At 33.2% G+C, this 25,568-nt stretch carries 18 protein-coding genes; 11 read left to right on the plus strand and 7 right to left on the minus strand.

Annotation, left to right across the window (positions count from 1 at the left end; all coding sequences use genetic code 11):
* Positions 1 to 26: 26 nt before the first annotated feature.
* Together DPN68_RS04580 and DPN68_RS04585 are read left to right on the plus strand one after the other, a co-directional pair.
* Positions 27 to 2,804 carry a PD-(D/E)XK nuclease family protein gene (locus tag DPN68_RS04580; RefSeq protein ID WP_113988473.1) on the plus strand — a complete coding sequence of 926 codons (2,778 nt, stop codon included), beginning with the start codon at positions 27 to 29 and terminating at the stop codon, positions 2,802 to 2,804.
* 68 nt (positions 2,805 to 2,872) lie between these two features.
* Positions 2,873 to 5,053 (plus strand): S41 family peptidase, encoded by a 2,181-nt coding sequence (locus DPN68_RS04585; protein ID WP_113988474.1) that lies wholly within the window; start codon positions 2,873 to 2,875, stop codon positions 5,051 to 5,053.
* 127 nt (positions 5,054 to 5,180) lie between these two features.
* Here the strand turns inward: DPN68_RS04585 and DPN68_RS04590 are convergent, their stop codons facing one another.
* Complete coding sequence (locus DPN68_RS04590) at positions 5,181 to 5,963, minus strand: alpha/beta fold hydrolase (protein WP_113988475.1); 783 nt, start codon at positions 5,961 to 5,963, stop codon at positions 5,181 to 5,183.
* Between the two features lie 165 nt (positions 5,964 to 6,128).
* Between DPN68_RS04590 and DPN68_RS04595 the strand changes: the two genes are divergently transcribed.
* Positions 6,129 to 7,286, plus strand: a complete 1,158-nt coding sequence (locus DPN68_RS04595) for an AbiH family protein (RefSeq protein WP_157958495.1) — start codon at positions 6,129 to 6,131, stop codon at positions 7,284 to 7,286.
* Between the two features lie 291 nt (positions 7,287 to 7,577).
* Here the strand turns inward: DPN68_RS04595 and DPN68_RS04605 are convergent, their stop codons facing one another.
* Positions 7,578 to 8,870, minus strand: a complete 1,293-nt coding sequence (locus DPN68_RS04605) for an aminopeptidase P family protein (protein ID WP_113988523.1) — start codon at positions 8,868 to 8,870, stop codon at positions 7,578 to 7,580.
* Between the two features lie 271 nt (positions 8,871 to 9,141).
* Here DPN68_RS04605 and DPN68_RS04610 point away from each other — a divergent pair, with 271 nt between their 5' ends.
* The 6 genes from DPN68_RS04610 (at position 9,142) to DPN68_RS04635 (ending at position 17,431) form a co-directional block, all read left to right on the plus strand.
* Complete coding sequence (locus DPN68_RS04610; protein WP_113988477.1) at positions 9,142 to 11,922, plus strand: VPS10 domain-containing protein; 2,781 nt, start codon at positions 9,142 to 9,144, stop codon at positions 11,920 to 11,922.
* Between the two features lie 2 nt (positions 11,923 to 11,924).
* On the plus strand, positions 11,925 to 12,776 hold the full coding sequence (locus DPN68_RS04615) for a ChaN family lipoprotein (RefSeq protein WP_113988478.1): 852 nt from the start codon (positions 11,925 to 11,927) through the stop codon (positions 12,774 to 12,776).
* A gap of 204 nt (positions 12,777 to 12,980) precedes the next feature.
* The gene (locus DPN68_RS04620; RefSeq protein WP_113988479.1) at positions 12,981 to 13,790 is read left to right on the plus strand and encodes a succinate dehydrogenase cytochrome b subunit; all 810 of its coding nucleotides are present in this window, start codon (positions 12,981 to 12,983) and stop codon (positions 13,788 to 13,790) included.
* Positions 13,791 to 13,806: 16 nt separating this feature from the next.
* Complete coding sequence (locus DPN68_RS04625) at positions 13,807 to 15,816, plus strand: fumarate reductase/succinate dehydrogenase flavoprotein subunit (RefSeq protein ID WP_113988480.1); 2,010 nt, start codon at positions 13,807 to 13,809, stop codon at positions 15,814 to 15,816.
* Positions 15,817 to 15,822: 6 nt separating this feature from the next.
* Positions 15,823 to 16,584 carry a succinate dehydrogenase/fumarate reductase iron-sulfur subunit gene (locus DPN68_RS04630; RefSeq protein WP_113988481.1) on the plus strand — a complete coding sequence of 254 codons (762 nt, stop codon included), beginning with the start codon at positions 15,823 to 15,825 and terminating at the stop codon, positions 16,582 to 16,584.
* A gap of 82 nt (positions 16,585 to 16,666) precedes the next feature.
* A complete protein-coding gene (locus tag DPN68_RS04635; protein WP_113988482.1) occupies positions 16,667 to 17,431 on the plus strand; it encodes a nitrilase family protein in 765 nt (254 codons plus the stop codon).
* Here the strand turns inward: DPN68_RS04635 and DPN68_RS04640 are convergent.
* Complete coding sequence (locus DPN68_RS04640) at positions 17,428 to 19,029, minus strand: Ig-like domain-containing protein (protein ID WP_113988483.1); 1,602 nt, start codon at positions 19,027 to 19,029, stop codon at positions 17,428 to 17,430. The genes DPN68_RS04635 and DPN68_RS04640 overlap by 4 nt on opposite strands.
* Before the next feature lie 65 nt (positions 19,030 to 19,094).
* Positions 19,095 to 19,673 (minus strand): ComF family protein, encoded by a 579-nt coding sequence (locus DPN68_RS04645; RefSeq protein ID WP_239987008.1) that lies wholly within the window; start codon positions 19,671 to 19,673, stop codon positions 19,095 to 19,097.
* A 168-nt stretch (positions 19,674 to 19,841) separates the two neighbouring features.
* Here DPN68_RS04645 and DPN68_RS04650 point away from each other — a divergent pair, with 168 nt between their 5' ends.
* Together DPN68_RS04650 and DPN68_RS04655 are read left to right on the plus strand one after the other, a co-directional pair.
* Positions 19,842 to 20,645 (plus strand): hypothetical protein, encoded by an 804-nt coding sequence (locus tag DPN68_RS04650; protein WP_113988485.1) that lies wholly within the window; start codon positions 19,842 to 19,844, stop codon positions 20,643 to 20,645.
* A gap of 58 nt (positions 20,646 to 20,703) precedes the next feature.
* Positions 20,704 to 22,245 carry a glycine--tRNA ligase gene (locus DPN68_RS04655; protein ID WP_113988486.1) on the plus strand — a complete coding sequence of 514 codons (1,542 nt, stop codon included), beginning with the start codon at positions 20,704 to 20,706 and terminating at the stop codon, positions 22,243 to 22,245.
* A 106-nt stretch (positions 22,246 to 22,351) separates the two neighbouring features.
* On the opposite strand, the gene arsB is transcribed toward DPN68_RS04655, so the two are convergent.
* The 3 genes from arsB to DPN68_RS04670 form a co-directional block, all read right to left on the minus strand.
* Entirely contained in the window at positions 22,352 to 23,401 is a 1,050-nt protein-coding gene (gene arsB, locus DPN68_RS04660) for an ACR3 family arsenite efflux transporter (protein ID WP_113988487.1), read from the minus strand.
* 97 nt (positions 23,402 to 23,498) lie between these two features.
* Complete coding sequence (gene thiL, locus DPN68_RS04665; protein WP_113988488.1) at positions 23,499 to 24,548, minus strand: thiamine-phosphate kinase; 1,050 nt, start codon at positions 24,546 to 24,548, stop codon at positions 23,499 to 23,501.
* Positions 24,549 to 24,966: 418 nt separating this feature from the next.
* Positions 24,967 to 25,449 (minus strand): regulatory protein RecX, encoded by a 483-nt coding sequence (locus tag DPN68_RS04670; RefSeq protein ID WP_113988489.1) that lies wholly within the window; start codon positions 25,447 to 25,449, stop codon positions 24,967 to 24,969.
* Positions 25,450 to 25,568: the final 119 nt, after the last annotated feature.

Raw genomic sequence — 25,568 nt, forward strand, 5'->3', positions numbered from 1 at the left:
TCGGGGCGTTTTTTTATTTTTATAAAATGAATTCAAATACTTTTCTAGATAAGTTAAGCGCAGCTATTTTATCACAATCCGATATTCAATTATCGAATTGTTTGATTGTTTTACCTAATAAAAGAGCTAAAGTGTTTCTTTTAGAAAGCTTAAAAAATCAATTAGAAAGTACTTCGTTTGCACCCACTATCATTAGTATTGAAGATTTTATTCAGGAAATTTCAGGATTGCGAACCATTGATCCAATTGAATTACTATTTGAATTCTACGAAGTTTATCTTTCTGTTACAGAAAAAACCAAGCAACAATCGTTTGAAGAATTTGCTACTTGGGCTAAAACCGCCATACAAGATTTTAATGAAATTGATCGCTATTTATTAGAACCAAATCACGTATTTTCGTACTTAAAGGATATTGAAGCATTAAAGCGTTGGAATTTAGAACCATCAAATACCACCAAATTAATAGACACACATTTAGAGTTTTGGGCTAAATTACCGTTGTACTATGAATCTTTTTACACCCATTTATTAAAGAAAGGAATCGGTTATCAAGGATTATTGTACAGAGAAGCAGTGAAAAACTTAGCTTCGTTTACTACAACCATTACCAATCAAATTTACTTCGCAGGATTCAACGCATTAAATCAGGCTGAAGAAAAAATATTCAAACATTTAGCCAACGAGAATAAAGCCAAAATCTATTGGGATATTGATGAGGTGTTTTTGAATGATTCGTATCATGATGCTGGTTTGTTCATTCGTAAGTTCAAAAAAGAATGGAAACCTTTTGTTAATCAAGATTTCGAATGGGTTGTAAATCATTTCAGCGAAGAAAAAAACATTGAAATTATAGGAACCCCAAAAAGCATTGGTCAAGCCAAAATTGTTGGGACGATTGTCGAAAATATTCAAGCCGAAAACCCAAATTTAGAAAAAACAGCCGTGGTTTTAGGAGATGAAAATCTATTACTTCCTGTTTTATATGGCTTGCCAGAATCGGTGGATGCGTTGAATATTACGATGGGTTATCCAAGTAAAAATAATCCTGCGCAATTGTTGATTAGCAAGTTGTTTAAGTTGCATACCAATGCCAAACAGCGAAACGAAAAAAGCTACACGTTTTACTACAAAGAAGTTTTAGATATTTTAAATCATCCTTTAGTCGAACCTTATTGCAAGGTGGCAGAAGTCGTAAAAATCATTAACAACAACAATTTCACGTTCTTTTCCAATCAAAAATTATTCAGTTTATACGAAGAGAAATATCCTAATTCAGAAAACAAATTCTTCCAATTGTTATTCACACGTTGGGATGATTCTCTTTCCGATATTTTAGCAAATTTACAAGCGGTATTACTCACCATAAAATCCTATTTAAGCAATGAAGATGCTGAAGAAAAAGTAACGAAAGCTTTTGTGTATTCAGTTTTTAAAACGATAAATAAATTAACCAATTACCACGAAACGTATAACCAAATTGAAAGCTTGCAATCGCTTCAAGCTATTTACAAGCAAATTATCGATTTAGCTGAAGTTTCTTTCGAAGGCGAGCCTTTGTCAGGACTTCAAGTAATGGGCGTCTTAGAAAGCCGTGTATTGGATTTTAAAAATGTGATTATCACTTCGGTCAATGAAGGAAAATTTCCAGCGGGAAAATCTCAAAATTCATTTATTCCATATGATGTAAAGAAAGAATTAGGCTTGCCAACATACAAAGAAAAAGATGCGATTTATTGTTATCACTTTTATCATTTGTTGTTGCGCGCGAAAAATGTTTGGTTACTTTACAACACCGATAATGAAGGAATTGATGCCGGCGAAAAAAGTCGTTTTATTACCCAATTAGAAATTGAAAAACAACCAAAACACAATATTACAAGCACAATTTACAACGCCGTTTTGCCCGAAAAAGCGTATGAACCAGTAACAATTCCAAAAACAGATAAAATTCTAACCCGTTTGCACGAAATCGCAACCGATAAAGGCTTTTCGCCATCGTCGTTGACGAATTATATTCGAAATCCATTACAGTTTTACATGCAACGCATTTTGCGCATTAACGAAGCCGACGAAGTGGAAGAAAATATCGCGGTAAATACATTGGGAACCATTATTCATAATGCGTTGGAAGATTTGTATACACCGTATTTGAATCAGTTTTTGGCATTGCATCATATTGAAGCGATGGAAACAAAAATTGACGAAGTTATTCTAAAACATTTCAAAGAAATTTACAAAGAAGGCGAAATCACCAAAGGAAAAAATCTGTTGGCTTTTGAAGTAGCAAAACGAAATGTCTACAATTTTCTACAATTGGAAAAGAAAGACATCGAAGAAGGTCAAGCCATAAAAGTATTGCTATTAGAAGCGAGTTTGTCTTGTGAAATCGAAGTGAAATCATTACCATTTCCAATAAAAATTGCGGGTAAAGTCGATCGAATCGAAGAACGAAACGGCGCTATCAGAATCATCGATTACAAAACTGGAAAAGTACTTGGTAATAGTTTAAAAATTAACGATTTTACCGATTTGACTTCCGATATTAAAAATGAAAAAATCATCCAATTGTTATGCTATGCGTTGATGTTTGAAAATCACGAATTAAAACAAAACCGAGAAGTTTCAGCCGGAATTATTTCGTTTAAAAACATGAAAAGCGGCTTTTTACCTTTCGGATTAGGGAAAGGAAAAGACAGTGAATTAGCTATTTCAAGCGAAATTTTAGAAGATTTTAAATTGGAATTAGAAACGTTGATTGTGGAAATTTTTAATGCTGAAATTCCGTTTAAAGAAAAGGTTTAACGTTTTCTTATACTTTTCATACATTGTTTTTCGTTTTCTTTACTAAATATAGTAATCGAAAATTTAGTATGAAAAAAATCTTCTCATTTGCTTTCGTTTTATTGGCAATTAGTTTGTTTTCGCAAACACAAGTTCCGGATTTTAACCTCGATTTTGAAAAATATTCTAAAAATGATGACTTACCAAATGGTTGGATTAAATGGGGTGATTATGAATTAATCATTGACTCAACAATAGCTGTATCAGGAAAAAATGCATTACTCATTGATTCAAAAAATGGCGAATCTTTTGGTTGTGTTGCTTACAAACTTCCTGCGAATTTTAAAGGTAAAGAAATTACTTTAGAAGGCTACATGAAGTATGAAAACGCTACTGATGGTTTTGTAGGTTTGCTTATTAGAATGGATAAAGACGGACAATCCGTTGGATTTGATAACATGCAAAACCAAAAATTGCAAGGAACTTCGGAATGGAAAAAACACAAAGTAACCATTGAATTCAAAGAAAATGCAGATCATATTTTTGTAGCTGGAATTTTAGTTGGTAAAGGAAAAGCTTGGTTTGATAATTTTAAAGTCACCATTGATGGAAAACCAATTGAATCGCTAAAGCCTATTGAAAAAGAACTTTCTATTATTGATAAAGACAATGAATTTGATGAAGGCTCTAAATTTGAATTGACTGAATTAAATGAAATTCAAAAGCGAAATGTATTCGTATTAGGAAAAGTTTGGGGTTTTGTAAAATATCATCATCCTGTAATTGCTGAAGGAAAAATTAGTTGGGATTATGAACTTTTTAGAATGTTGCCAAAAATTGATAATAAAAATTTTGATGATGAACTGATTGAATGGATTAATAAACTAGGAACTTTCAAAACTAGAACTCAAAAACTTCCAAAAGAAAGCGAAATTAAATTACTACCCAATACCAAATGGATTTCTGATACCCAATTAATTTCGGCAGAATTGTCTTCATTACTTCAAAAGGTAAACCATGCAGAAAGAAGCGATAAAAACTATTACATCCAATTATTTAAAAACGTAAATAATCCTGATTTTACGAATGAAAAAGTATATGTTAAAATGAAATATTCCGATACTGGAATTAAACTTTTAGCTGCTTTTAGATATTGGAACATGATTGAATACTTTTTCCCAAACCGTCATTTGATGGATGACAATTGGGACAAAGTTTTAGAAGAGTTTATACCAAAAATATCGGCTACAAAAGATAAAAAAGAATACACGTTAACCTTATTGGAATTAATAGGAAAAATTCAAGATACGCATGCCAATATTTGGCGTTATAATTCAGTTTTAGATACTTATTTTGGTGAAAATATTGCTCCTTTAAAAATAAAATTTGTAGAAAATAAAGTTGTAGTTGTAAAATTAGAAGACGAATTCAAGGATGCAAACGTAGAAGTTGGTGATGTAATTTTAGCCATCAATGGAACAACAGTGGAAGATTGGATAAAAAACAATTTGAAATATTTTCCTGCTTCCAATTACCCAACACAATTGCGAGATGTGGCACGAAAAATTTTACGTTCAAACGATAATTCTGTCCAACTTACAATTGAAAATAAGTCAGGAAGTAAGGATGTAACGGTTAATACTATTAAGTACAAATATTTCAAAGAGGAACCTATTTCGCATAAAATTATCAATGAAAACATAGGTTACCTATATCCAGGAACATTGAAAAAAGGTGAAATTAACGAAATCATGGATAAGTTTTTAGATAAAAAAGGTTTGATAGTGGATTTAAGATGTTATCCATCTGATTTTATTGTTTTCAGCTTAACAAGATACCTTTTAAATGAGAAAAAAGATTTTGTGAAGTTCACCGCTGGAGACATCAAAACACCCGGATTATTTACTTTAAGAGGAGGAGAAATGCAGGTTGGTGGAAAAAATAAAGATTACTTCAAAGGAAAGGTAATTATTTTGATTAATGAAGAAACGCAAAGTAATGCAGAATATACTACTATGGCCTTACGTGTAGCTCCAAATGCAGTAGTTTTAGGAAGCACAACCGCTGGAGCAGATGGCAATGTGTCTGGAATTACACTACCAGGAAATATTTTTACTTACATTTCAGGAATTGGAGTCTTAAATCCAGATGGTTCTGAAACGCAACGTGTCGGAATTATTCCAGATATTAAAATGGAGCCAACAATAAAAGGAATTCGTGAAGGAAAAGATGAATTGCTAGAAAAAGCTATCGAGCTGATTACTAATTAAATATAAAATAGTTTGCTGCAGATTGAAAGATTTACACAGATTTAAAATTCTGCTAATCTGTGAAGTCTGTGGCTTTGCTAATTTGCGTTCTTTGCGAAAAAACTTTGTGGGCTTTGCGTTAAAATAACTAAACCCTTTTCAAAAAACCACTCAAAACCGCCAACAATTCCACCTCATTTTCAAAATGACTCATGTGACCATCTTCAAAAGTGGTGAGTTCTACTTGCGTGCCTTCTATTTGTTCTAAATTTTCTTCGTAATTTAAAACAGGATCTTTTTTACCTAAAATTAGTTGAATAGGATAAGGTGCAAAATGCAAAATCACTTCGCGGTCTTTTCTAATTTTCATGCCTTCTAACGCAGCAACAATACCTTGAAGCGGTGTTTGTAAAGCGTCTAATTTCACTTCTTCAATAATATTTGCCAAACGTTCTCGATTGTCTTCACTGAACAAATTCGCAATACTCATGCGAATAAAAGCCGAATAATTTTGCTTCACTGCTACAATAGCGCGGTCACGATTTGCTTTTCGTTCGTCGCTATCAGCTTTGGAAGTGGAATTTTGCAACATAATTCCTTTTACATTATCAGGATACAATTCGGCGAAAGCCAACGCCACATAACCACCCATCGAATGTCCAATTAAAACCGCTTTTCTGATTTTTAATTCGTGCAACACATGATGCACCATATCAGCTTGGTCTTCCATGGTGTGGACATAACCCAAACATTCTGTTTCACCATGACCTAATAAATCGATAGTAATGATGCGGTGTTTTTTAACCAATTCAGGAATAAACGCCTTCCACATCGATTGATTTTCCAAAAAACCATGCAATAAAACCACAGCCGTTCCTTTTCCTTGGTCGGTGAAACTGATTTTGGTGTTTTTGAAGTTGGTGGTTTTCATGTGGGCAAAGTTAGGATTTAAACGCAAAGCCCGCAAAGTTTTTTCGCGAAGTACGCAAGGAAAATATTTTTGTCATTTTTGTCATTTCGACGTAAGGAGAAATCACATCATATAAATAAAAAACGTATTTTTGAGAAAAGCATTTTTAGGTTTATGAATAGATTAGTGATTATTGGAAACGGTTTTGATTTAGCACATGGTTTGCCAACGAGATACAGCGATTTTATTGAGGATTATTGGAGAAATGTAAAAGATAGTAATCATAATGGATTAGTGTCTTTTAATCTTGATAATTTTGTTGAATTTAAAAACCATAAAAACATAGATGAATTGATAGATGAAATCGCAAAAATCAAAAATATATACAAGAGAGATGGTATAGAAGTTTATAAAATAAAAGAAAATCCTACACCTCTAGCAAATAATAGAATTCAAATTATCAATTATAAAAATAAATTTTTTAAATTGATGAGTTCTGAATCAATAGAGAATTGGGTTGACATTAAAAATTTATATTATAAAACTTTAAAAGAAAGAGCTAAAGGAGAATTACAAAATCAAAATTATATTTTGGGAATTAAACAATTAAATGAAGATTTTGAAGAAATTAAAAATTTGTTTGAAAGTTATCTCATTAGGGTTTTTGAAGAAAGTTATAATTGGGAAAAAATAAAGAATGATGAAATTATTCAAAATTTAATTGAAGATACAAAATTCAACGATTTTTCATTTGATATTAAGCAAGAAGAGTATTTCAATAATTTGGACAACTTTAGCATAGAAAATACAACCTTATTAAGCTTTAATTACACGAAAACTGTTTTTGATTATTCTGAAGAAATCTTGAAATCAAAATTTGATATTTACTACAATTATATTCATGGTAAAATTGATTCAAAAGATTTGCCAATTATATTCGGATTTGGTGATGAAATGGATAAAGAATATCAATTGATTGAAGATATTGACGATAATGAATACTTGAAAAATTTTAAATCAATACAGTATTTAGAGCACTCAAATTATAAGAATCTTTATAGTTTTATAGAATCTGGACCATTTCAAGTTTTTATTATGGGTCATTCGTGTGGATTGTCTGACAGAACATTACTAAGCACAATTTTTGAGAATGAAAATTGTCTTTCTATGAAAGTCTTTTATTATCAATATTTAGATAAACAAACAAACAAAATAAAAGATAATTATACGGAAATTACTCAAAATATTTCAAGACATTTTAAAGATAAAAAAATGTTGAGAAAAAAAGTGGTTGAAAAAAGACATTGTAAACCATTAATTAAGTTTCAAGAAACAAAATCATAATGCGATTTCTCCTTTGTCGAAAGGACAAATCTCAGTAAAAAACGTATTTTAGCACTATAAAATTATTCACTTATGTTCACAATCCAACAAATTAAAGAAGCGCACTCAAAAGTAAAAAGCGGTGCCGATTTTCCAAAATACATTTAGAACAATCTTGTCGTTCTGAACTTGTTTGAGAATCTCGAGTTATTTTAGAGAAGCTGAAACAAGTTCAGCTTGACAAGTAGAGAAAAAAAACGGCTCACATTTCTGCAAGCCGTCTATACTGTAAACTGAGACTGAAACTGAAAACTAACTATTCATTATCGCTTCAATTTCATCAATTTCAATTGGAATGTTTCGCATTAAATTGAAAGGTTCGCCTTGTTTTTGAATCACAACATCATCTTCTAAACGAATACCAAAACCTTCTTTTGGAATGTAAATTCCAGGTTCAACCGTGAACACCATGTTGGCTTGCATGGGTTCGTGTAATAATCCGTAATCGTGAGTATCTAATCCCATGTGGTGCGAAGTGCCGTGCATAAAATATTTTTTATACGCTGGCCAATCTGGATTTTCGTTTTGTACATCAGCTTTGTCGATTAATCCTAAACCTAATAATTCAGAAGTCATGATTTTGCCTACTTCTAGATGGTATTGTTTCCATAATGTTCCTGGAACTAATAGTTGAGTAGCTTCGTTTTTCACATTTAAAACCGCTTGATAAACCGCTTTTTGTCTATCCGTAAAACGACCTGAAACTGGAATGGTTCGGCTCATATCACTTGAATAATTGGCATATTCTGCACCAACGTCTAATAAAATCAAATCACCGGCTTTACATTGTTGGTTGTTTTCGATGTAATGCAACACATTTGCGTTGTTTCCAGAAGCGATAATTGGCGTGTAAGCAAAGCCTTTCGAACGATTTCTTAGAAATTCATGCGCAAATTCAGCTTCAATTTCGTATTCCATTACGTTTGGTTTCACAAAACTTAGAATTCTTCGGAATCCTTTTTCGGTAATATCACACGCTTTTTGGATTAAATCCAATTCTTCACTTTCCTTAATTGAACGTAATTTTTGTAAAATAGGATTCGATTTTTCTACTTTATGTGCTGGATAATTTTCTTTCCACCATTTTACAAAACGCGCTTCACGAGTTTCGGTTTCAATCACGGCTCTGTAATGTTCATTGGTATTGATGTACATCGTATCAGCATAAGCCATAACTTCTTTCAATGTCTTGTGGAAATCTTGTAACCAAATCACCGATTTAATTCCCGAAACTTCAAAAGCTCTTTCTTTAGTAAGTTTTTCACCTTCCCAAATCGCAATATGCTCATTCGTTTCTTTTAAGAATAAAATTTCTCTCAAATGTTCATATGGTGCATCAGGAAAAAGCAATAAAATACTTTCTTCTTGATCCACACCCGATAAATAGAAAATATCTCTATGTTGCGCAAAAGGCAAAGTAGTATCAGCGCTTACTGGGTATATGTCGTTAGAATTAAAAACTGCAACGCTATTTGGTTTCATTTGAGCTGTGAATTTAGCTCTGTTTTTTATGTATAAATCGCGGTCTATTGGATGGTATTTCATGATGTGAATATTTTTAATGTTTAAATTTAACCACATAGATACATAGGCTTGACTAAAAAGTTTGAGAAAATATAGCATTTCATTTTCAGATAGTTTGAGCTATGTTTACTGAAATAATAGAATGCCTTTTCTAAAGAATCAAAATTCTATGTTTCTATGTGGTAAAAAAAGTTTTCCAAAATTAATAAGATAAATATGAAAAGTTGTTAAATACTATAGAAATTTTGTTGAAGTGCACTTTTTTGGCTAATTTTCAACAAAATTTCTCAAGATGAAGCAAATTACTATCCTGTTTTTATTGCTAGTGCAATCTGCAATTTCTCAAAATTCCTTGTTTAATCAAGTCGAAGCTAAGAATATTGGACCAACGATTATGAGTGGTCGTGTGGTAGATTTGGCAGTAAATCCAAAAAATCCAACCGAGTTTTACGTGGCGTATGCTACTGGCGGACTTTGGTATACCAACAACAACGGAACTTCTTTTACTCCAGTAATGGATTCAGCGGAAACCGTAAATTGTGGTTCGGTTACGGTGGATTGGAATTCGGGAACGATTTGGGTAGGAACAGGCGAGGTGAATGCTTCGCGTTCGTCTTATGCTGGAGTTGGTGTTTTAAAATCATCTGATAAAGGTAAAACTTGGGAAAATTTAGGATTAAAAGATTCACATCATATTAGCCGAATTTGGGTCAACCCAAGTAATTTAAATGAAATTGTGGTGGCTTCGGTCGGACATTTATATACTACCAACAAAGAACGAGGAATTTACAAATCAACTGACGGAGGAAAATCTTGGAAACAAACCTTATTTGTAGCAGAAGACACTGGAATTATCGATTTAGCCGTTTCGAAAAATAATCCAAAAGTCATGTTTGCGGCATCTTGGCAAAAAGATAGAAAAGCGTGGCACTTTGATGGTGATGGAGAAAAATCAGGGATTTATAAAAGTGAAGATGGCGGAACTTCTTGGCAATTAGTTACCTCAAAAGAAAGCGGATTTCCTGCTAATGAAGGTGTTGGAAGAATTGGTTTGGCACTATTCAATGAAAACGTGATTTATGCGGTTTTAGACAATCAAAACAAGCGACCAAAAGTAGCTTCAAAAAATAAATTGACTACGATGTTGTCAACTCCAGGTGCGGATTTTATGGAAATTTCGAATAAAGAATTGAATATTGCTTTGAAAGAAAGTGGTTTTAGAGATAAATATCGTGCGGAAAACATTAAAAATTGGGTTGCCGATAATAATATGGAACCAAAAGAAGTTTTAGCGGTTTTATCGGATGCTAATAAAGCTTTATTTGAAACCGAAGTAATTGGTTGCGAAGTCTACAAATCGGGAGATGGTGGAAAATCTTGGAAAAAAGCGAATCAAAATTACATCGACGATATGTTTTACACGTATGGTTACTATTTTGCGAATATTTCGGTAGATGAAAAAAATCAAAATCGTGTTTATATTGGCGGTGTTCCGTTATTGTTTTCAGAAGATGGAGGAAAAACATTTGACATCATCTCAAAAGAAAATGTACACGCCGATCATCACGTAACTTGGGTAAATCCTGAAAATCCAAATCATATAATCAACGGAAATGATGGTGGTGTGAATATTTCGTATGATAATGGCGGACATTGGATTAAATGCAACAATGAAGCGGTAAGTCAGTTTTATGCGGTAAACGTGGATTATCAAGAAAATTATAATGTCTATGGCGGCATGCAAGATAATGGCGTTTGGTTTGGTCCAAATAATTACTCGCACAATGTAGCTTGGCATCAAGAAGGGAAATATCCGTATCAAGAATTAATGGGTGGCGATGGAATGCAAACGCAAATCGATAGTCGCAATCCAAATGTGGTTTTCACAGGATATCAATTTGGAAATTACTATAAAATCAATCAGAAAGAAGGTAAGTTCGATTACATCACACCAAGAGCTCCAAAAGGAGAAAAACCGTATCGTTTTAATTGGCAAACACCGATTTTATTGTCTTCGCACAACCAAGATATTTTGTACATGGGTTCGGAGTTTTTGCACCGTTCCATGAATCAAGGCGAAACTTGGGAAAGAATTTCGGGTGATTTAACACATGGTGCTAAAGAAGGAAATGTGGCTTTTGGAACACTAACTACAATTTCAGAAAGTAAATTCCAATTCGGATTGCTTTATGCAGGTTCAGATGATGGAAAAATTAACGTTTCTAAAGATGGTGGCGCTTCATGGCAATTGATTTCGGGTAATTTACCTCAAAATTTATGGGTTTCAAGAGTTGCTGCTTCAACTCATAAAAAAGAAAGGGTTTATGCTACTTTGAACGCATATAGAAACGATAATTTTGAAAGTTATGCTTTTGTTTCGGAAGATTTTGGAGCAACTTGGAGTAATATTTCCTTAGGTTTAACCAATTCAGTAAACGTAATTGTAGAAGATTCGGTTAACGAGAATATTTTGTACGTTGGAACGGATAACGGTTTGTTTATTTCGTTAGATAAAGGCGCAACATGGCAAGATTTCTCCAACGGAATGCCAAAAGTAGCAGTTCATGATGCGGTTATCCAAACCAAAGCTAAAGAATTAATCATGGGAACACACGGTCGTTCGATTTACAAAATTGATATTTCGAAAGTTCAGGAATTAACTAATGAAGTTTTGGCTAAAAATCTATATTTATTCAAAGTAAACGATAGAACCAAATCCGATCGTTGGGGAACTCAAAATTACGCTTGGGGAACACCGAGCGAGCCTTCGCAAGAAATTTGGTTCTATTCAAATGCTGATGGAAAGGTGAATGTTTCGATTGCGAATGAATCAGGAAAGGCAGTTCATACTCAAAATGTAGCAGCAAAAAAAGGATTGAATTCGTTTGTTTTTGATTATTCGATGCCAAAAAATGTAGCTGATAATTGGAATAAAAAAGATAAGAACATCAAGATTAAAGAAGCTGAAAATAAGAAGTTTTATTTACCTATTGGGAAATACAAAGTAACGATTTCCAAAGATAAAGTTTCAGAAAGTAAAACGTTTGAACTAACTGCTCCCAAAAAACAATAAGTATGAAGTTCGTTTTTTCTATAGTTGGTTTTTTGTTTGTGTGTAACATAATTGCACAAGATAAAAAAGCATACCAGTTTTTTGATTCCAAAGGCAAAAGAGTTACTTACGAAAAAGTTTTGAAAGCTTCCGAAAAAACGGATGTAGTTTTGTTTGGAGAATATCATGATAATTCATTGGTACATTGGTTACAATTGGAATTCACCAAAGATTTAGCCAAAAGAAAAAACTTGGTTTTAGGTGCTGAAATGTTGGAAGCTGATAATCAAGAAGTGGTTAATCGCTATTTGAAAGGAGCAATTAATCAAAAAGGATTGGATACTTTAGCTAGACTTTGGATAAATTACATAACCGATTACAAACCTTTGGTTGATTTCGCAAAATCAAAACAAATTGATTTTATAGCTACCAATATTCCACGACGTTATGCCTCGTTGGTTTTTAGAAAAGATTTGGTAGCATTGGATTCGCTTACTTCTCAAGAAAAAGCATGGATTGCACCTTTGCCAATTGCATTCGACATTAATTTACCAGGTTATAAAAGCATGATGGGCATGCAAGGCGGTCATGCTGGAGAAAAAATGCCAAAAGCACAAGCGATAAAAGATGCAACAATGGCTTATTTTATTAATAAAAACCGAAAAGAAAATAGCGTTTTCATTCATTACAACGGAACGTATCATTCCGATAATTATGAAGGAATTAATTGGTATTTAAAAAAACTAGATGATAATATAAAAATTATCACAATCGCTATGGTTGAACAAAAAGATTTAGGCAAATTAGAAAGCGAAAATTACAATAAAGCTAACTTTATTCTCGTTATAGATGAAGATGTGACAAGGTCTTATTAGTCAGTTTGTTGTGTAGAATTATTTGTGTGAAATATTAAAAGTGTTTTAAACCAATACGATTTAGTCTCTTAATCCATTGATATTCAACGATAGTTAAATTCATTTTAAATTCATTATAAATTAGCGCCAAAAGGTTGTGGTTAATTTCAAATAGCTGTATTTTTGTTTGATTTTTTATTAAACTAGTACAATCAAATACAAATTATGGCAAAATCAGCTCTTTTAAAGTCATCTATCGTTAAAAAATACTGGATGGCTCTTACAGGTTTATTTTTATGCTTGTTTTTGGCGGGTCACTTGGCAGGAAATTTACAGTTAATTTTCGGAACAAGTTTGCAGTTCAATGAATATGCTTTATTCATGACTACCAATCCAGCAGTAAAAATTCTTTCTTATTTAACTTACATTTCTATTTTATTCCATGCAATTGATGGAATTCTTTTGACATTCCAAAACAAAGCGGCAAGACCAATTGGTTATGCTAAAACGGATGGTTCTTCAAGTAGTTTTGCTTCAAGAAACATGGCTGTTTTAGGAACAATTATTTTGGTTTTTATTGTGACGCACATGGTAAACTTTTGGGCAAAAATGCATTTTGATGAAAGTATGCCTTTGCAAGAAACTGTTGTTGAATCACCAATGGGGGAGTTAACTTTGTATAACACAGTTAATGGAAGCTATGTAAACAAAGAAGCTGTTGAAGTGAGGAATGTTACTGATTTTTATGACCCTCAATTGAATTTAAAAGTTGGTCAAGGTTATAAAGACTTACACAAAATTACTTTCGAATTCTTTAAAGATGAGAAATTTGGATTAATCTTTACATTAGGTTATGTATTAGCTATGTTGGCTATGGCTTTTCACTTATGGCATGGTTTTCAAAGTGCCTTTCAATCTTTGGGTGCAACGGGTTCAAAATTAACTCCAGCAATCAAATTATTTGGGAAGCTATTTTCGGTAATTGTTCCTTTACTATTTGCAATTATCCCAATTTATATTCATTTCAGTAAATAATCAACACATATAGATTATGAAGTTAGATTCTAAAATACCAAATGGTCCATTAAAAGACAAGTGGACAAACCATAAAAACCATTTAAAGTTAGTTGCTCCAAATAATAGACCAAAAATCGATATTATTGTGGTAGGAACAGGTTTAGCAGGAGCTTCAGCAGCTGCTTCTCTTGGAGAAATGGGATACAATGTGAAAGCTTTTTGTTTTCAAGATTCACCTCGTCGTGCGCACTCAATTGCAGCTCAAGGTGGTGTGAATGCAGCTAAAAACTACCAAAATGATGGTGACAGTGTGTATCGCCTTTTCTATGATACTATTAAAGGTGGTGACTACCGTGCGCGTGAAGCAAACGTGCACCGTTTAGCAGAAGTTTCAGGGAATATTATCGACCAATGTGTAGCTCAAGGTGTACCTTTTGCTCGCGAATATGGTGGAATGTTAGACAACCGTTCGTTTGGTGGAACGCAAGTACAACGAACTTTCTACGCTGCTGGACAAACAGGTCAACAATTATTACTAGGAGCATATTCTGCTTTATCGAGACAAATCGGGTTAGGTCGTGTAAAAATGTACAACCGTCACGAAATGTTAGATATCGTTAAAGTAGACGGAAAAGCGCGTGGAATTATCGCTCGTAACTTAGTTACAGGAGAAATTGAAAGACATTCGGCTCATGCGGTTGTTATTGCTTCTGGAGGTTATGGTAACGTATATTTCCTTTCTACAAATGCCATGGGAAGTAACGTAACTGCTGGATGGAAAATCCACAAACAAGGAGCGTTATTTGCAAATCCATGTTATGTACAAATTCACCCAACATGTATTCCAGTTCATGGAACGAATCAGTCAAAATTAACATTGATGTCTGAATCGTTACGTAACTCAGGACGTATTTGGGTTCCTAAGAAAAAAGAAGATGCTGAAGCAATTAGAGCTGGTAAATTAAAACCAACTCAAATTGCAGAAGAAGATAGAGATTATTACTTGGAAAGAAAATATCCAGCTTTTGGAAATTTAGTTCCTCGTGATGTGGCTTCAAGAGCTGCAAAAGAAGTTTGTGATGCTGGACACGGTATCGAAGCAAATGATACTAACGAAGGAGTTTATCTAGATTTCTCAACAGAAATTCAAACTAAAGGAAAACAATCGGCGTACGCAAAAGGAAATCATAACCCAACGCCTGAAGAAATTACAGCTTTAGGAAAACAGTGGTTGGAAGAGAAATATGGTAACTTGTTTACTATGTATCAAAAAATCACGGATGAGAATCCTTATGAAACGCCAATGAAAATTTATCCAGCGGTTCACTATACAATGGGTGGAGTTTGGGTTGATTATAACTTGCAATCTACAATTCCAGGTTGTTTCGTAGCAGGAGAAGCGAACTTCTCTGACCACGGAGCTAACCGTTTAGGAGCTTCTGCTTTAATGCAAGGTTTAGCAGATGGATATTTCGTATTACCTTATACGATTTCAAATTATTTGGCTGACGAAATTAGAACTGGAAAGATCTCTACAGATTCTCCAGAATTCGCTGAAGCTGAAGCAAGAGTTAAAGATTCAATCAACATGTTCTTAAATAATAACGGAACCAAATCTGTTGACTATTTCCACAAAAAATTAGGTTTGATTATGTGGAATAAAGTAGGAATGGGTCGTAACGAAAAAGGTTTAACAGAAGCTATTGCTGAAATCGCTCAATTAAAAGAAGATTTCTACAAAGAGGTTTATGTTCCTGGAAGTGCTGACGAATTAAATCCTGAGCTAGAAAAAGCATTAAGAGTAGCTGATTTCATCGAATTAGGACAATTAATGGCAATGGATGCTTTACAACGTAAAGAATCTTGTGGAGGTCACTTCCGTGAAGAATATCAAGATGCTGAAGGAGAAACCTTACGTGATGACGAAAACTTCAAATTTGTTGGAGCTTGGGAATACAAAGGTGATGACATCAGTAAAGAAGAACTTCACAAAGAAGAATTAGTTTACGAAGAAATTAAAATCGCAGCTAGAAATTACAAATAATAGATTATGAGTGCAGCAAAAAACATCAATATAAACCTTAAAATTTGGCGTCAAAAGAACGCTAGTTCAAAAGGGAGCATGGAAACTTATAAATTAGATAATGTTTCTACTGCAAGTTCGTTTTTGGAAATGTTAGACCAATTGAACGAGCAATTAGTAAATGAAAAGAAAGAGCCTGTAGCATTTGATCACGATTGTCGTGAAGGAATTTGTGGAATGTGTTCTTTATACATCAACGGACGTGCTCACGGACCTGATACGGGAATTACAACCTGTCAGTTACACATGAGAATGTTCAACGATGGTGATACGATTTATATCGAACCATGGAGAAGTAAAGCATTTCCAGTGATTAAAGATTTAGTAGTAGATAGATCTGCTTTTGATAGAATTCAACAAGCTGGAGGTTTCGTTTCTGTAAATACTTCAGGTAATACTATCGATGCGAATTCTATTCCAGTTCCAAAAGACGATGCGGATAAAGCGTTTATGGCAGCAGCTTGTATTGGTTGTGGAGCTTGTGTAGCTACTTGTAAAAACGGTTCTGCGATGTTATTCGTGGGAGCAAAAGTGTCGCAATATGCTTTGTTGCCACAAGGTAAAGTAGAAGCAACTCAACGTGTTTTAAACATGGTACGTCAAATGGACGAAGAAGGATTCGGAAATTGTACCAATACTGGCGCATGTGAAATCGAATGTCCAAAAGGAATTTCGTTAGAAAACATTGCACGTATGAACAGAGAGTTCTTAAAAGCAAGTGTTAAGTAATTAGTTGCTTTTCAAAATAATCTAAAACGCATTCATTCATTTGGATGCGTTTTTTTTTGTATTTTTAAACCAAATTAAACACATGAAAATCGCATTATTTCAAACCAAATTAGCTTGGGAAAACCCAGAAAAAAACAGAAAGTTTATAGAAGAATACGTTGTAAACGAAACACAGATGTTCGATTTATTAGTGCTTCCTGAAATGTTTACTTCTGGATTTACCATGAATCCCCAAAATGTAGCCGAAGCTATGAATGGGCAAACCATTAAGTGGATGCAATCATTGGCAAAAATGAAAAATTGTGCCATCACCGGAAGTTTGGTCATTGAAGAAGATGGGAAGTATTTCAACCGCATGGTTTTTGTGTTTCCAACAGGCGAAATGGAATATTATGATAAACGCCATTTGTTTACTTTGGCTGGTGAAAATCAAAAATATCAAGCTGGGAAACAGAAGAAAATTGTACAGTATTTAGATTATAAATTTTGCTTACAAGTGTGTTACGATTTGCGTTTTCCGGTTTTCTCAAGAAATGTAGAAGATTATCATGTAATGCTTTATGTAGCCAATTGGCCTAAGCCAAGAATTAGTGCTTGGGATGCCTTATTGAAAGCTAGAGCTATCGAAAATATGTGTTATACCGTTGGTGTGAATAGAATTGGCTTAGACGCTAACGAACTGGAATACGTAGGTCATTCGCAGGTAATTGATTATTTAGGAAATATCGTTGTTGATTGCGAGTCGGAACAAGGAATTTTTATCTACGAATTAGATAAAACCACCATGATGACTACACGTCAAAAGTTGAATTTCTTAAACGATCGAGATGCGTTTGAAATATGCTAAAAATCTTGTTCTACATCCCAATTGGCTCTTACATCAATCGCTTTTGGGAAGTAAATAATTTCTTCAGCTTGGCGTTTTTCGAGGAAATTTCCAGTATCCCAAATTCTATTTTTATTGTCGTCGTAAATGATTCGAAGAGTAAATAAATTGGGCTCCAATAATTCAAAATTAAGTGAAGTTTCGCCTTCCGAATACCCTTGAGCTGCTATTTCGCCATTTGACTTTAAAATTTCTACTATCACAGGAAAACGAGTAGCACTTTTTAAATTCACTCTCAAATTTCCATAATCCGAATATTGTTTGGTAGTAAAATTAAATTTCAAAGTATCATTTGGCGTGTTATAAAAATCTACAAAAGCACCGGGTAAAGCAGTCATTTTGTATTTTTCGTTTTCTTCTTTTTTGAAGTCGAACACAATTTCTCTTTCAAATTCATTGTATTTTGTGGTAAAGGCAACTTTTACAGAATCTTTATTTAAAAGCGTGATTTTTTCGTTATTGAATTGATCAATTGGTGTATTCGTTTTCAAGGTAAATTGGTCTCTAAATGCCAAAGCTCCTTTTTGTTTCGCATCGATACTCAAAGAATCCGTTTCTTGAATTTTTTTAATTTTGGAAGTGAAACTCTTCTTATAATTGTCTGCTTCAATTGTAAAAATTAACGAATCTTTCTCCATATTGGGAACAAAAAGTTGAACTGAGTCCTTTCCGCTAACAGGGAAATTCATCATTCGAACAGGAATATTTTCTTTACCATTCGTTGCTGAAATTTTTGCTTTTTTAATTTCACCTTCAAAAGCTAAAAAGAATTTATTACTGCTTTCTTGAGTCGGTTTGTCCACTTTTAAAGTTGGTTTTTCTTTAAATAATTCCAATTCAAAAATGGTATCGTTAGGCAAAGTGATTTTGTCTTTAAGAAAACCTATTTTATCAAACCTTGGGTCAAATTTGTAATTGTTGTTTTGGTCCTTTAAAGCAATCATGTAATAACTTCCTGCTTTTAAATTTTCTAATTTGAAAATTTTTGAGCTGTCTAAAGTATTGGCAATGTATAATGGAGGTTCTTTGTAAATAGTAGAATCGGTAAACGTTGCGGCTTCATACAATTGTATAGAAACAAAATTATCTGTTTTTTGCTCTAAGGCATCTTTTATTTTTCCGCCCAATTGCAAAGAATCTATATAAGAACCAGTTGAAAAAACATAACGGTATTGTGAATACGGATTTCCTTCGTTATTATCTGTAATACTTTGTCCAAAATTGAAACTGTAAGTTGTGTTGGGTTGAAGCGTATCTTGAATTTTGATGGAAATAAAGCGACTAGCACTTCCTTGAGGAACAATAATAGGTCGTTTATTCATTGGAGGCGAAATAATCAATTGTTTATTGATGTCTTTCACTTTAATGAGTTCATCAAAAACAATTTTGATTTCTTTTCCAGAAAAATTAGTGTTGTAATTTTCGGGGGAACTACTTACAATTTTTGGTGGAATAGTATCTTTTGCTCCACCAGTAATAAAACCGCGTTTGGCACAACTAGGAAGTAATAAAAGACTGCCAAAAAAAAGCGATAGTATGATTAAATATATTTTCTTCATGAGCTTCTAAACGAACTACAAAATAACAATTATAATTCGAGCTAAAATAGTCATTTTAATTTTTTTTAAGATTGGGTATAAGCAATAGTTAAAATACTAACTTTTGCATTAGGGATTTTCAATAATGCTTTGGCACAAATTTCCAAAGTGGAACCCGTGGTAATTACATCATCTACTAATAAAAAATGCTTGTTTTCATCATTCGATGTGAAATTCACATCAAAAATAGCTCGTGTTAATTGTTGTCTAGCTTCTCTGTTTTTCTTGGTTTGTGTTTTGTTGTATTGCGTTCTCAGTAATACGTTTTTATTTACCGGAATTTGTAATTGATTTCCAATGCTTTCGCAAAAAGAATCTACTTGGTTATAGCCTCTTTCTTTTAATTTTTTTGGATGTAATGGAACGGGAATAATCTCTGTTACTGAACGAATAGGTTCAAAGTTTTGTAAATCTTTTGCATACAATTCTCCTAGCAATGAACCAATGTTTTGTTGGTTTCTATACTTTAAATTATGAATCAATTCTTGCGCAATTCCGCCATGATGAAAGTACAACATGGATACTCCAAATTCTAATGGAATTAGGCCATAAAACTTTTTTATTGTATCATTGTGTGGAATTTCATGATGATAAGTGAACGGCAAATCATGCCGACATTTCAAACAAATTAATACTTCGTTAAAAAGTAATAATGAGTTACAACCGCAACAAGTTTCAGGAAAAAAGAGTTTTAACAGATTTTTTAGCATTTCATCGAATAATAAATTCTTATAGTTTAATTTTTTGTTAATTTAATAAAAATTTTAAAAACCATGTATAAAAAATCAATTCATACATTTAAACTGGTGGCAGGTGCTTTAGCTGTGCTGTGCTCGGTTTTGATATTTCAATTGGTTCGAAATCATTCGGTTCATCAAGAATTTGAAACAAAGTCAAAATTAGAAAATATTGCGTTACAAAATCAAATTGATGAAATTTTTGGTAAATATGATTCTTTAAAAGCAGCGACTGATGCCAACGCATATACTAGTAGACCAGTAATTGGTGAAGACTTTCCAAAAGTTGTATTTGAAGATGATAGCAAAGTTGCTAATAAAATCAATTTGCTAAAAACTTCCATAGATAAAGATAAAAATGAAGTAGTTTTTTTAACCAACAGAATTTCTTTTAATACCAAAGAGTTAAATAAGCTTTCTTTTGACGATAAGAAAAGAGCGAATAAAAAAGTACATTATTTAAGCGCTGTTAATGTTAATGCTAAAGGAGTAAAGATTTTATCTGACTTATACGCGTCATCTCCAGAGAAAAACATTCAACAAATTCGTGTTTGTTTTACATTGGAAAACAATGAATTTATAACCAAAGGTGATAAAAACATTTACATTCAAGTGGTAAATCCCAAAAATCAAATCATTTCGGTTAACAATACGTCTCTTGAAACAGGTGAAACTACTCTTACTTACAGCGAGCAAGTAACTGCATATTTTAATCAAAAGGATACCGATGTTTGCACTTATGTAAACTTGGAAAAAAACAAAACAGTAAAAGGAAAATACTTGGTTAATATCTATGCTGATTTCAAGAAAATTGGCTCAACTACTTTCGAATACAATTAATTTCATTTAATTGTAAAAAATCTTTTCTTTATTAAAATCCTATTTTTACTTTTGCATCATGGCAAAACAAGACGATATTTTTAAGAACGTTATTTCGCATGCAAAAGAATACGGATTCATTTTTCCGTCGAGCGAAATTTATGATGGGTTAAGTGCGGTTTATGATTACGCACAAAATGGTGTGGAATTAAAGAAAAACATCCGTGAATACTGGTGGCAATCCATGGTGCAAATGCATGAAAACATTGTAGGTTTAGACGCTGCAATTTTAATGCATCCAACTACTTGGAAGGCTTCTGGTCACGTAGATGCGTTCAATGATCCTTTAATCGACAACAAGGATTCCAAAAAAAGATATCGTGCCGATGTTTTAATTGAGGATTATGCCGAAAAATTAAATCAAAAAGCCGAAAAAGAAATCGAAAAAGCACGCGCACGTTTTGGAGAAGCTTTTGACGAAGAACAATACAAGTCAACAAATCCACGTGTGATGGAATATTTGTCAAGAAAGAAAGAGATTCTAGAAAGAATGGCCCGTTCTTTAGAGACAGAAAATCTTGCTGATGTAAAAGCTTTAATTGAAGAGTTAGAAATTGCTTGTCCAGATAGCGGTTCAAAAAACTGGACCGATGTGAAGCAATTCAACTTAATGTTTGGCACCAAATTAGGTGCTTCTGCCGAAAGTGCAATGGATTTATACTTGCGACCAGAAACTGCTCAAGGTATTTTTGTGAACTTCCTAAACGTGCAAAAAACAGGAAGAATGAAAATTCCTTTTGGAATTGCACAAACAGGAAAAGCGTTTAGAAACGAAATCGTAGCACGCCAATTCATTTTCCGTATGCGCGAATTTGAACAAATGGAAATGCAATTCTTTGTGAAACCAGGTGAAGAAATGAAATGGTACGAATACTGGAAAGAAACGCGATTAAAATGGCACCAATCGTTAGGTTTAGGAAAAGAAAATTACCGTTTCCACGACCATGAAAAATTAGCGCATTATGCTAATGCTGCTGCTGATATCGAGTTCAATTTCCCATTCGGATTTAAAGAATTAGAAGGAATTCACTCGAGAACCGATTTCGATTTGAAAGCGCACGAAGAATTTTCAGGTAAAAAATTACAATATTTCGATACCGAAGAAAATAAAAATTACACACCTTATGTTGTAGAAACTTCTGTTGGTTTGGATAGAATGTTTTTAGCAGTTTTCTCAAAATCCTTACAAGAAGAAACGCTGGAAGATGGCTCAACTCGTACAGTTTTACGTTTGCCTTCGGTTTTAGCGCCAACAAAAGCTGCTGTTTTACCATTGGTTAAAAAAGACGGTTTGCCAGAAGTAGCGCGTAAAATTATTGATGATTTGAAATGGGATTTCAATGTGGCTTATGATGAAAAAGATGCCGTTGGAAGACGTTATAGAAGACAAGATGCATTAGGAACACCTTTCTGTATTACGGTTGATCATCAAACATTGGAAGACAAAACCGTAACGATTCGTCATAGAGATTCTATGCAACAAGATAGAGTTGAAATAGCAAAATTACGTGACATCATCAGTAATGAAGTTTCCATGAGAAACTGGTTGATGAAAATGTAGTTCGAAGTACGAAATACAAAGTAAAAAGTACAAAGTACAAAGTATAAATCCCAAATGTCAGTTCGAGCGAAGTCGAAAATACATTTGGGATTTTTCATTTATAAGTTTATTTATCGTAATTGTAATTATTCGCAAAAGCTACTAAAGACAGCATAATTGGCACTTCAATCAGAACACCAACAACCGTTACTAAAGAAGCGCCAGAATTCAATCCAAATAAAGAAATGGCAACTGCTACGGCTAATTCAAAGAAATTACTTGCGCCAATCATTCCTGCTGGTGCGTTGATGCAGTAAGGCAATTTCAAGAATTTCTTCCCAATGAACCAAGATGCAAAAAAGATAAAATACGTTTGAATTATCAACGGAACGGCAATTAGTAAAATATTGAACGGTTGTGCTAAAATTTGTTCGCCTTGAAAAGCAAATAGTAACACTAGCGTAGTTAATAAAGCTAAAATCGAAAACGGTTTTAATTTGGGCATAAATTGGGCTTTAAACCAATCTTCCCCTTTTGTACGCAACAACCATTTGTTCACCAAATAACCCGAAACTAAAGGAATAACCACAAATATCACTACCGAAGACGTTAATACATCATACGGAATCTCAACCGTTTTGTCAATGCCAGTTAACCCAAAAAGTAAAGCAACAATTGGAATAAATGCTATAACCAAGATTAAATCGTTTACCGAAACTTGTACCAAAGTATAGTTGGCATCACCATCTGATAAATACGACCAAACGAAAACCATTGCCGTACAAGGCGCAGCGCCTAATAAAATGGCACCAGCAATATATTCACCAGCCAATTCCGGACTAATAAACGCATGAAAAATTTTTACGAAAAACAACCAAGCAAAAAATGCCATGGTAAACGGTTTTACTACCCAATTGATGAACAAGGTTAAACCAAGTCCTTTGGTATTGCTTCCTGCTTTTTTAATGGAGCTAAAATCAATCTGAACCATCATCGGAAAAATCATAAACCAAACCAAAATCGCAACTGGAATGTTAATGGAATTTACGTTCCACTGACTAATAACTGCAATAGAATCGCCAGCCATTTCACCTAATAGAATGCCAATAACAATGCAAAGAAATACCCAAACCGTTAAGTATTTTTCGAAAAACGCTATTTTTTTAACCGTAGCCATAAAGTAGTTTTATTTATATATTGCAATATTACAATATAGAATTGAAAAAACTAATTTTTTTCATAAAAAAAGAGGAATTAAATCCTCTTCGTTTGTTTTATTCTTCTTGCAAGGCGTTCCAACCTCGAGCTTTTAGTGGAATTTTTGTACCAATTCTAGTAATCAAATGATTACCTTCTTTGGCTTCTGTCATATGACCAATTACGGTTAAATTGGGATTGGCTTTGATTTTATCGTAATCGTTCATGTTGATGGTGAACAACAATTCATAATCTTCGCCACCACTTAACGCAATGGTCGTAATGTCTAAATTAAATTCTTCACAAACACTAATTAACTGTGGATCAACCGGAATTTTTTCTTCATACAAATTACAACCCACGCCACTTTGCTTGCAAATATGCAACACTTCAGAAGAAAGTCCGTCAGAAATATCAATCATCGACGTTGGTTTTACTTCTAATTTTTCCAAAAGTTCTTTGATGTCAGTTCTTGCTTCGGGTTTTAATTGGCGTTCAATTAAATAGGTATAAGCTTCTAAATCGGGTTGGTTGTTAGGATTTACTTGAAATACTTGTTTTTCGCGTTCCAATACTTGTAATCCCATATAAGCAGCACCAATGTCGCCAGTAACCACTAATAAATCACCAACTTGAGCGCCATTTCTATAAGCAACAGCATCTAATTTTACAGTGCCAATAGCGGTAATGCTAATAATTAATCCTTTTTGAGACGAAGTCGTATCACCACCAATAACATCTACATTATAGATTTTAGATGCCAAAGTAATCCCTTCAAATAATTCTTCCAATGCTTCCAAAGGAAAACGATTCGAAACCGCTATCGAAACCGTAATTTGCGTTGGAGTAGCATTCATAGCGCAAATGTCAGAAAGATTGGCAACAACCGCTTTGTATCCCAAATGTTTCAATGGCATATAAGCCAAGTCAAAATGAACACCTTCAATTAGTAAATCAGTCGAAACTACGGCTTTTTCGTCTTTGAAATCCAAAACAGCAGCATCATCACCAATACTTTTTAAAGTAGATTCTTGCGAAATTGTAAAATGTTTGGTCAAGTGCTCAATTAATCCAAATTCTCCTAATTGCGCTATACTGGTTCTCGATTGGTCTTTATTTTCTAACATGGCATTATTTTTTGCAAAAGTACGGTTTTTTGTTACACTAAGTAGCGCAAAGTTTTACACAGAGTTTCACAAAGTAAATTTTCAAAATCTGCGAATCTGCGGTTTTATTGTTACACAAAGTAGCGCAAAGTTTTTCACAAAGTGACACAAAGTAAATTTTCAAAATCTCCGAATCTGCGGTTTTTGTTACACAGAGTAGCGCAAAGTTTTTCACAGAGTTACACAAAATAAATTTCAAAATCCGTGAATCTGCGGTTTTTTGTTACACTAAGTTTCGCAAAGTTTTTCACAAAGTGACACAAAGTAGATATTTATAAATTTGTGATAATCTGTGCAATCTGTGTTTATAAAGATTCACAAAGTAAATTAAAAACCTCTGTGAATCGCTGCGTTACTTCGTGTATCTCTGTGTAATAACTCAATTGGCTTCCAGTTCTCTCAACTTCTCAAAAATCAAGTTCGTTTCATATCCTTTACGAAGTAAAAAATCTACAAACTTTTTATTCTTTTTTGGTCCTTTTCTTTCTTTGATGGAATCCCAATGTTTTTCAGCCAATCGATGAAAATTTTCTAAGTAAGTAGTTTCGGGGATTTCCTTTAATGCTTCTTGTATGAGGCGTGAAGAAATGTTTCTAAATTTCAATTCGTTTGTAATGCGATTTTTACCCCAAAATTTATAGTTGTGTTTGCCACGAACAAAACTTTTGGCAAAGCGTTCTTCGTTAATAAAATTGTTTTCAATCAAGTAAATCAAAACTTGTTCTTTTTCTTTCGCTGTTAAATGAAAGTCAAACAATTTGCTTTCCACTTCTTTGTAACACCGTTCTTGATAAGCGCAATAATACTCTAGCTTTTGCTGAATTTCTTGTAATGAATATTGTTGATTTGACTTGTCTTTCAATTTCTTAACTATTTATTAAACTTCAAAATATTTGAAAATCAAAAAATTATGATTTATCTTTGTAGGCTTTTCTTTATTGAAATGCAATTACAAACAAAATTAATTTTTAGTACTCAAAT

This window comes from Flavobacterium tibetense, assembly GCF_003293845.1.
GTDB classification, from domain to species: domain Bacteria; phylum Bacteroidota; class Bacteroidia; order Flavobacteriales; family Flavobacteriaceae; genus Flavobacterium; species Flavobacterium tibetense.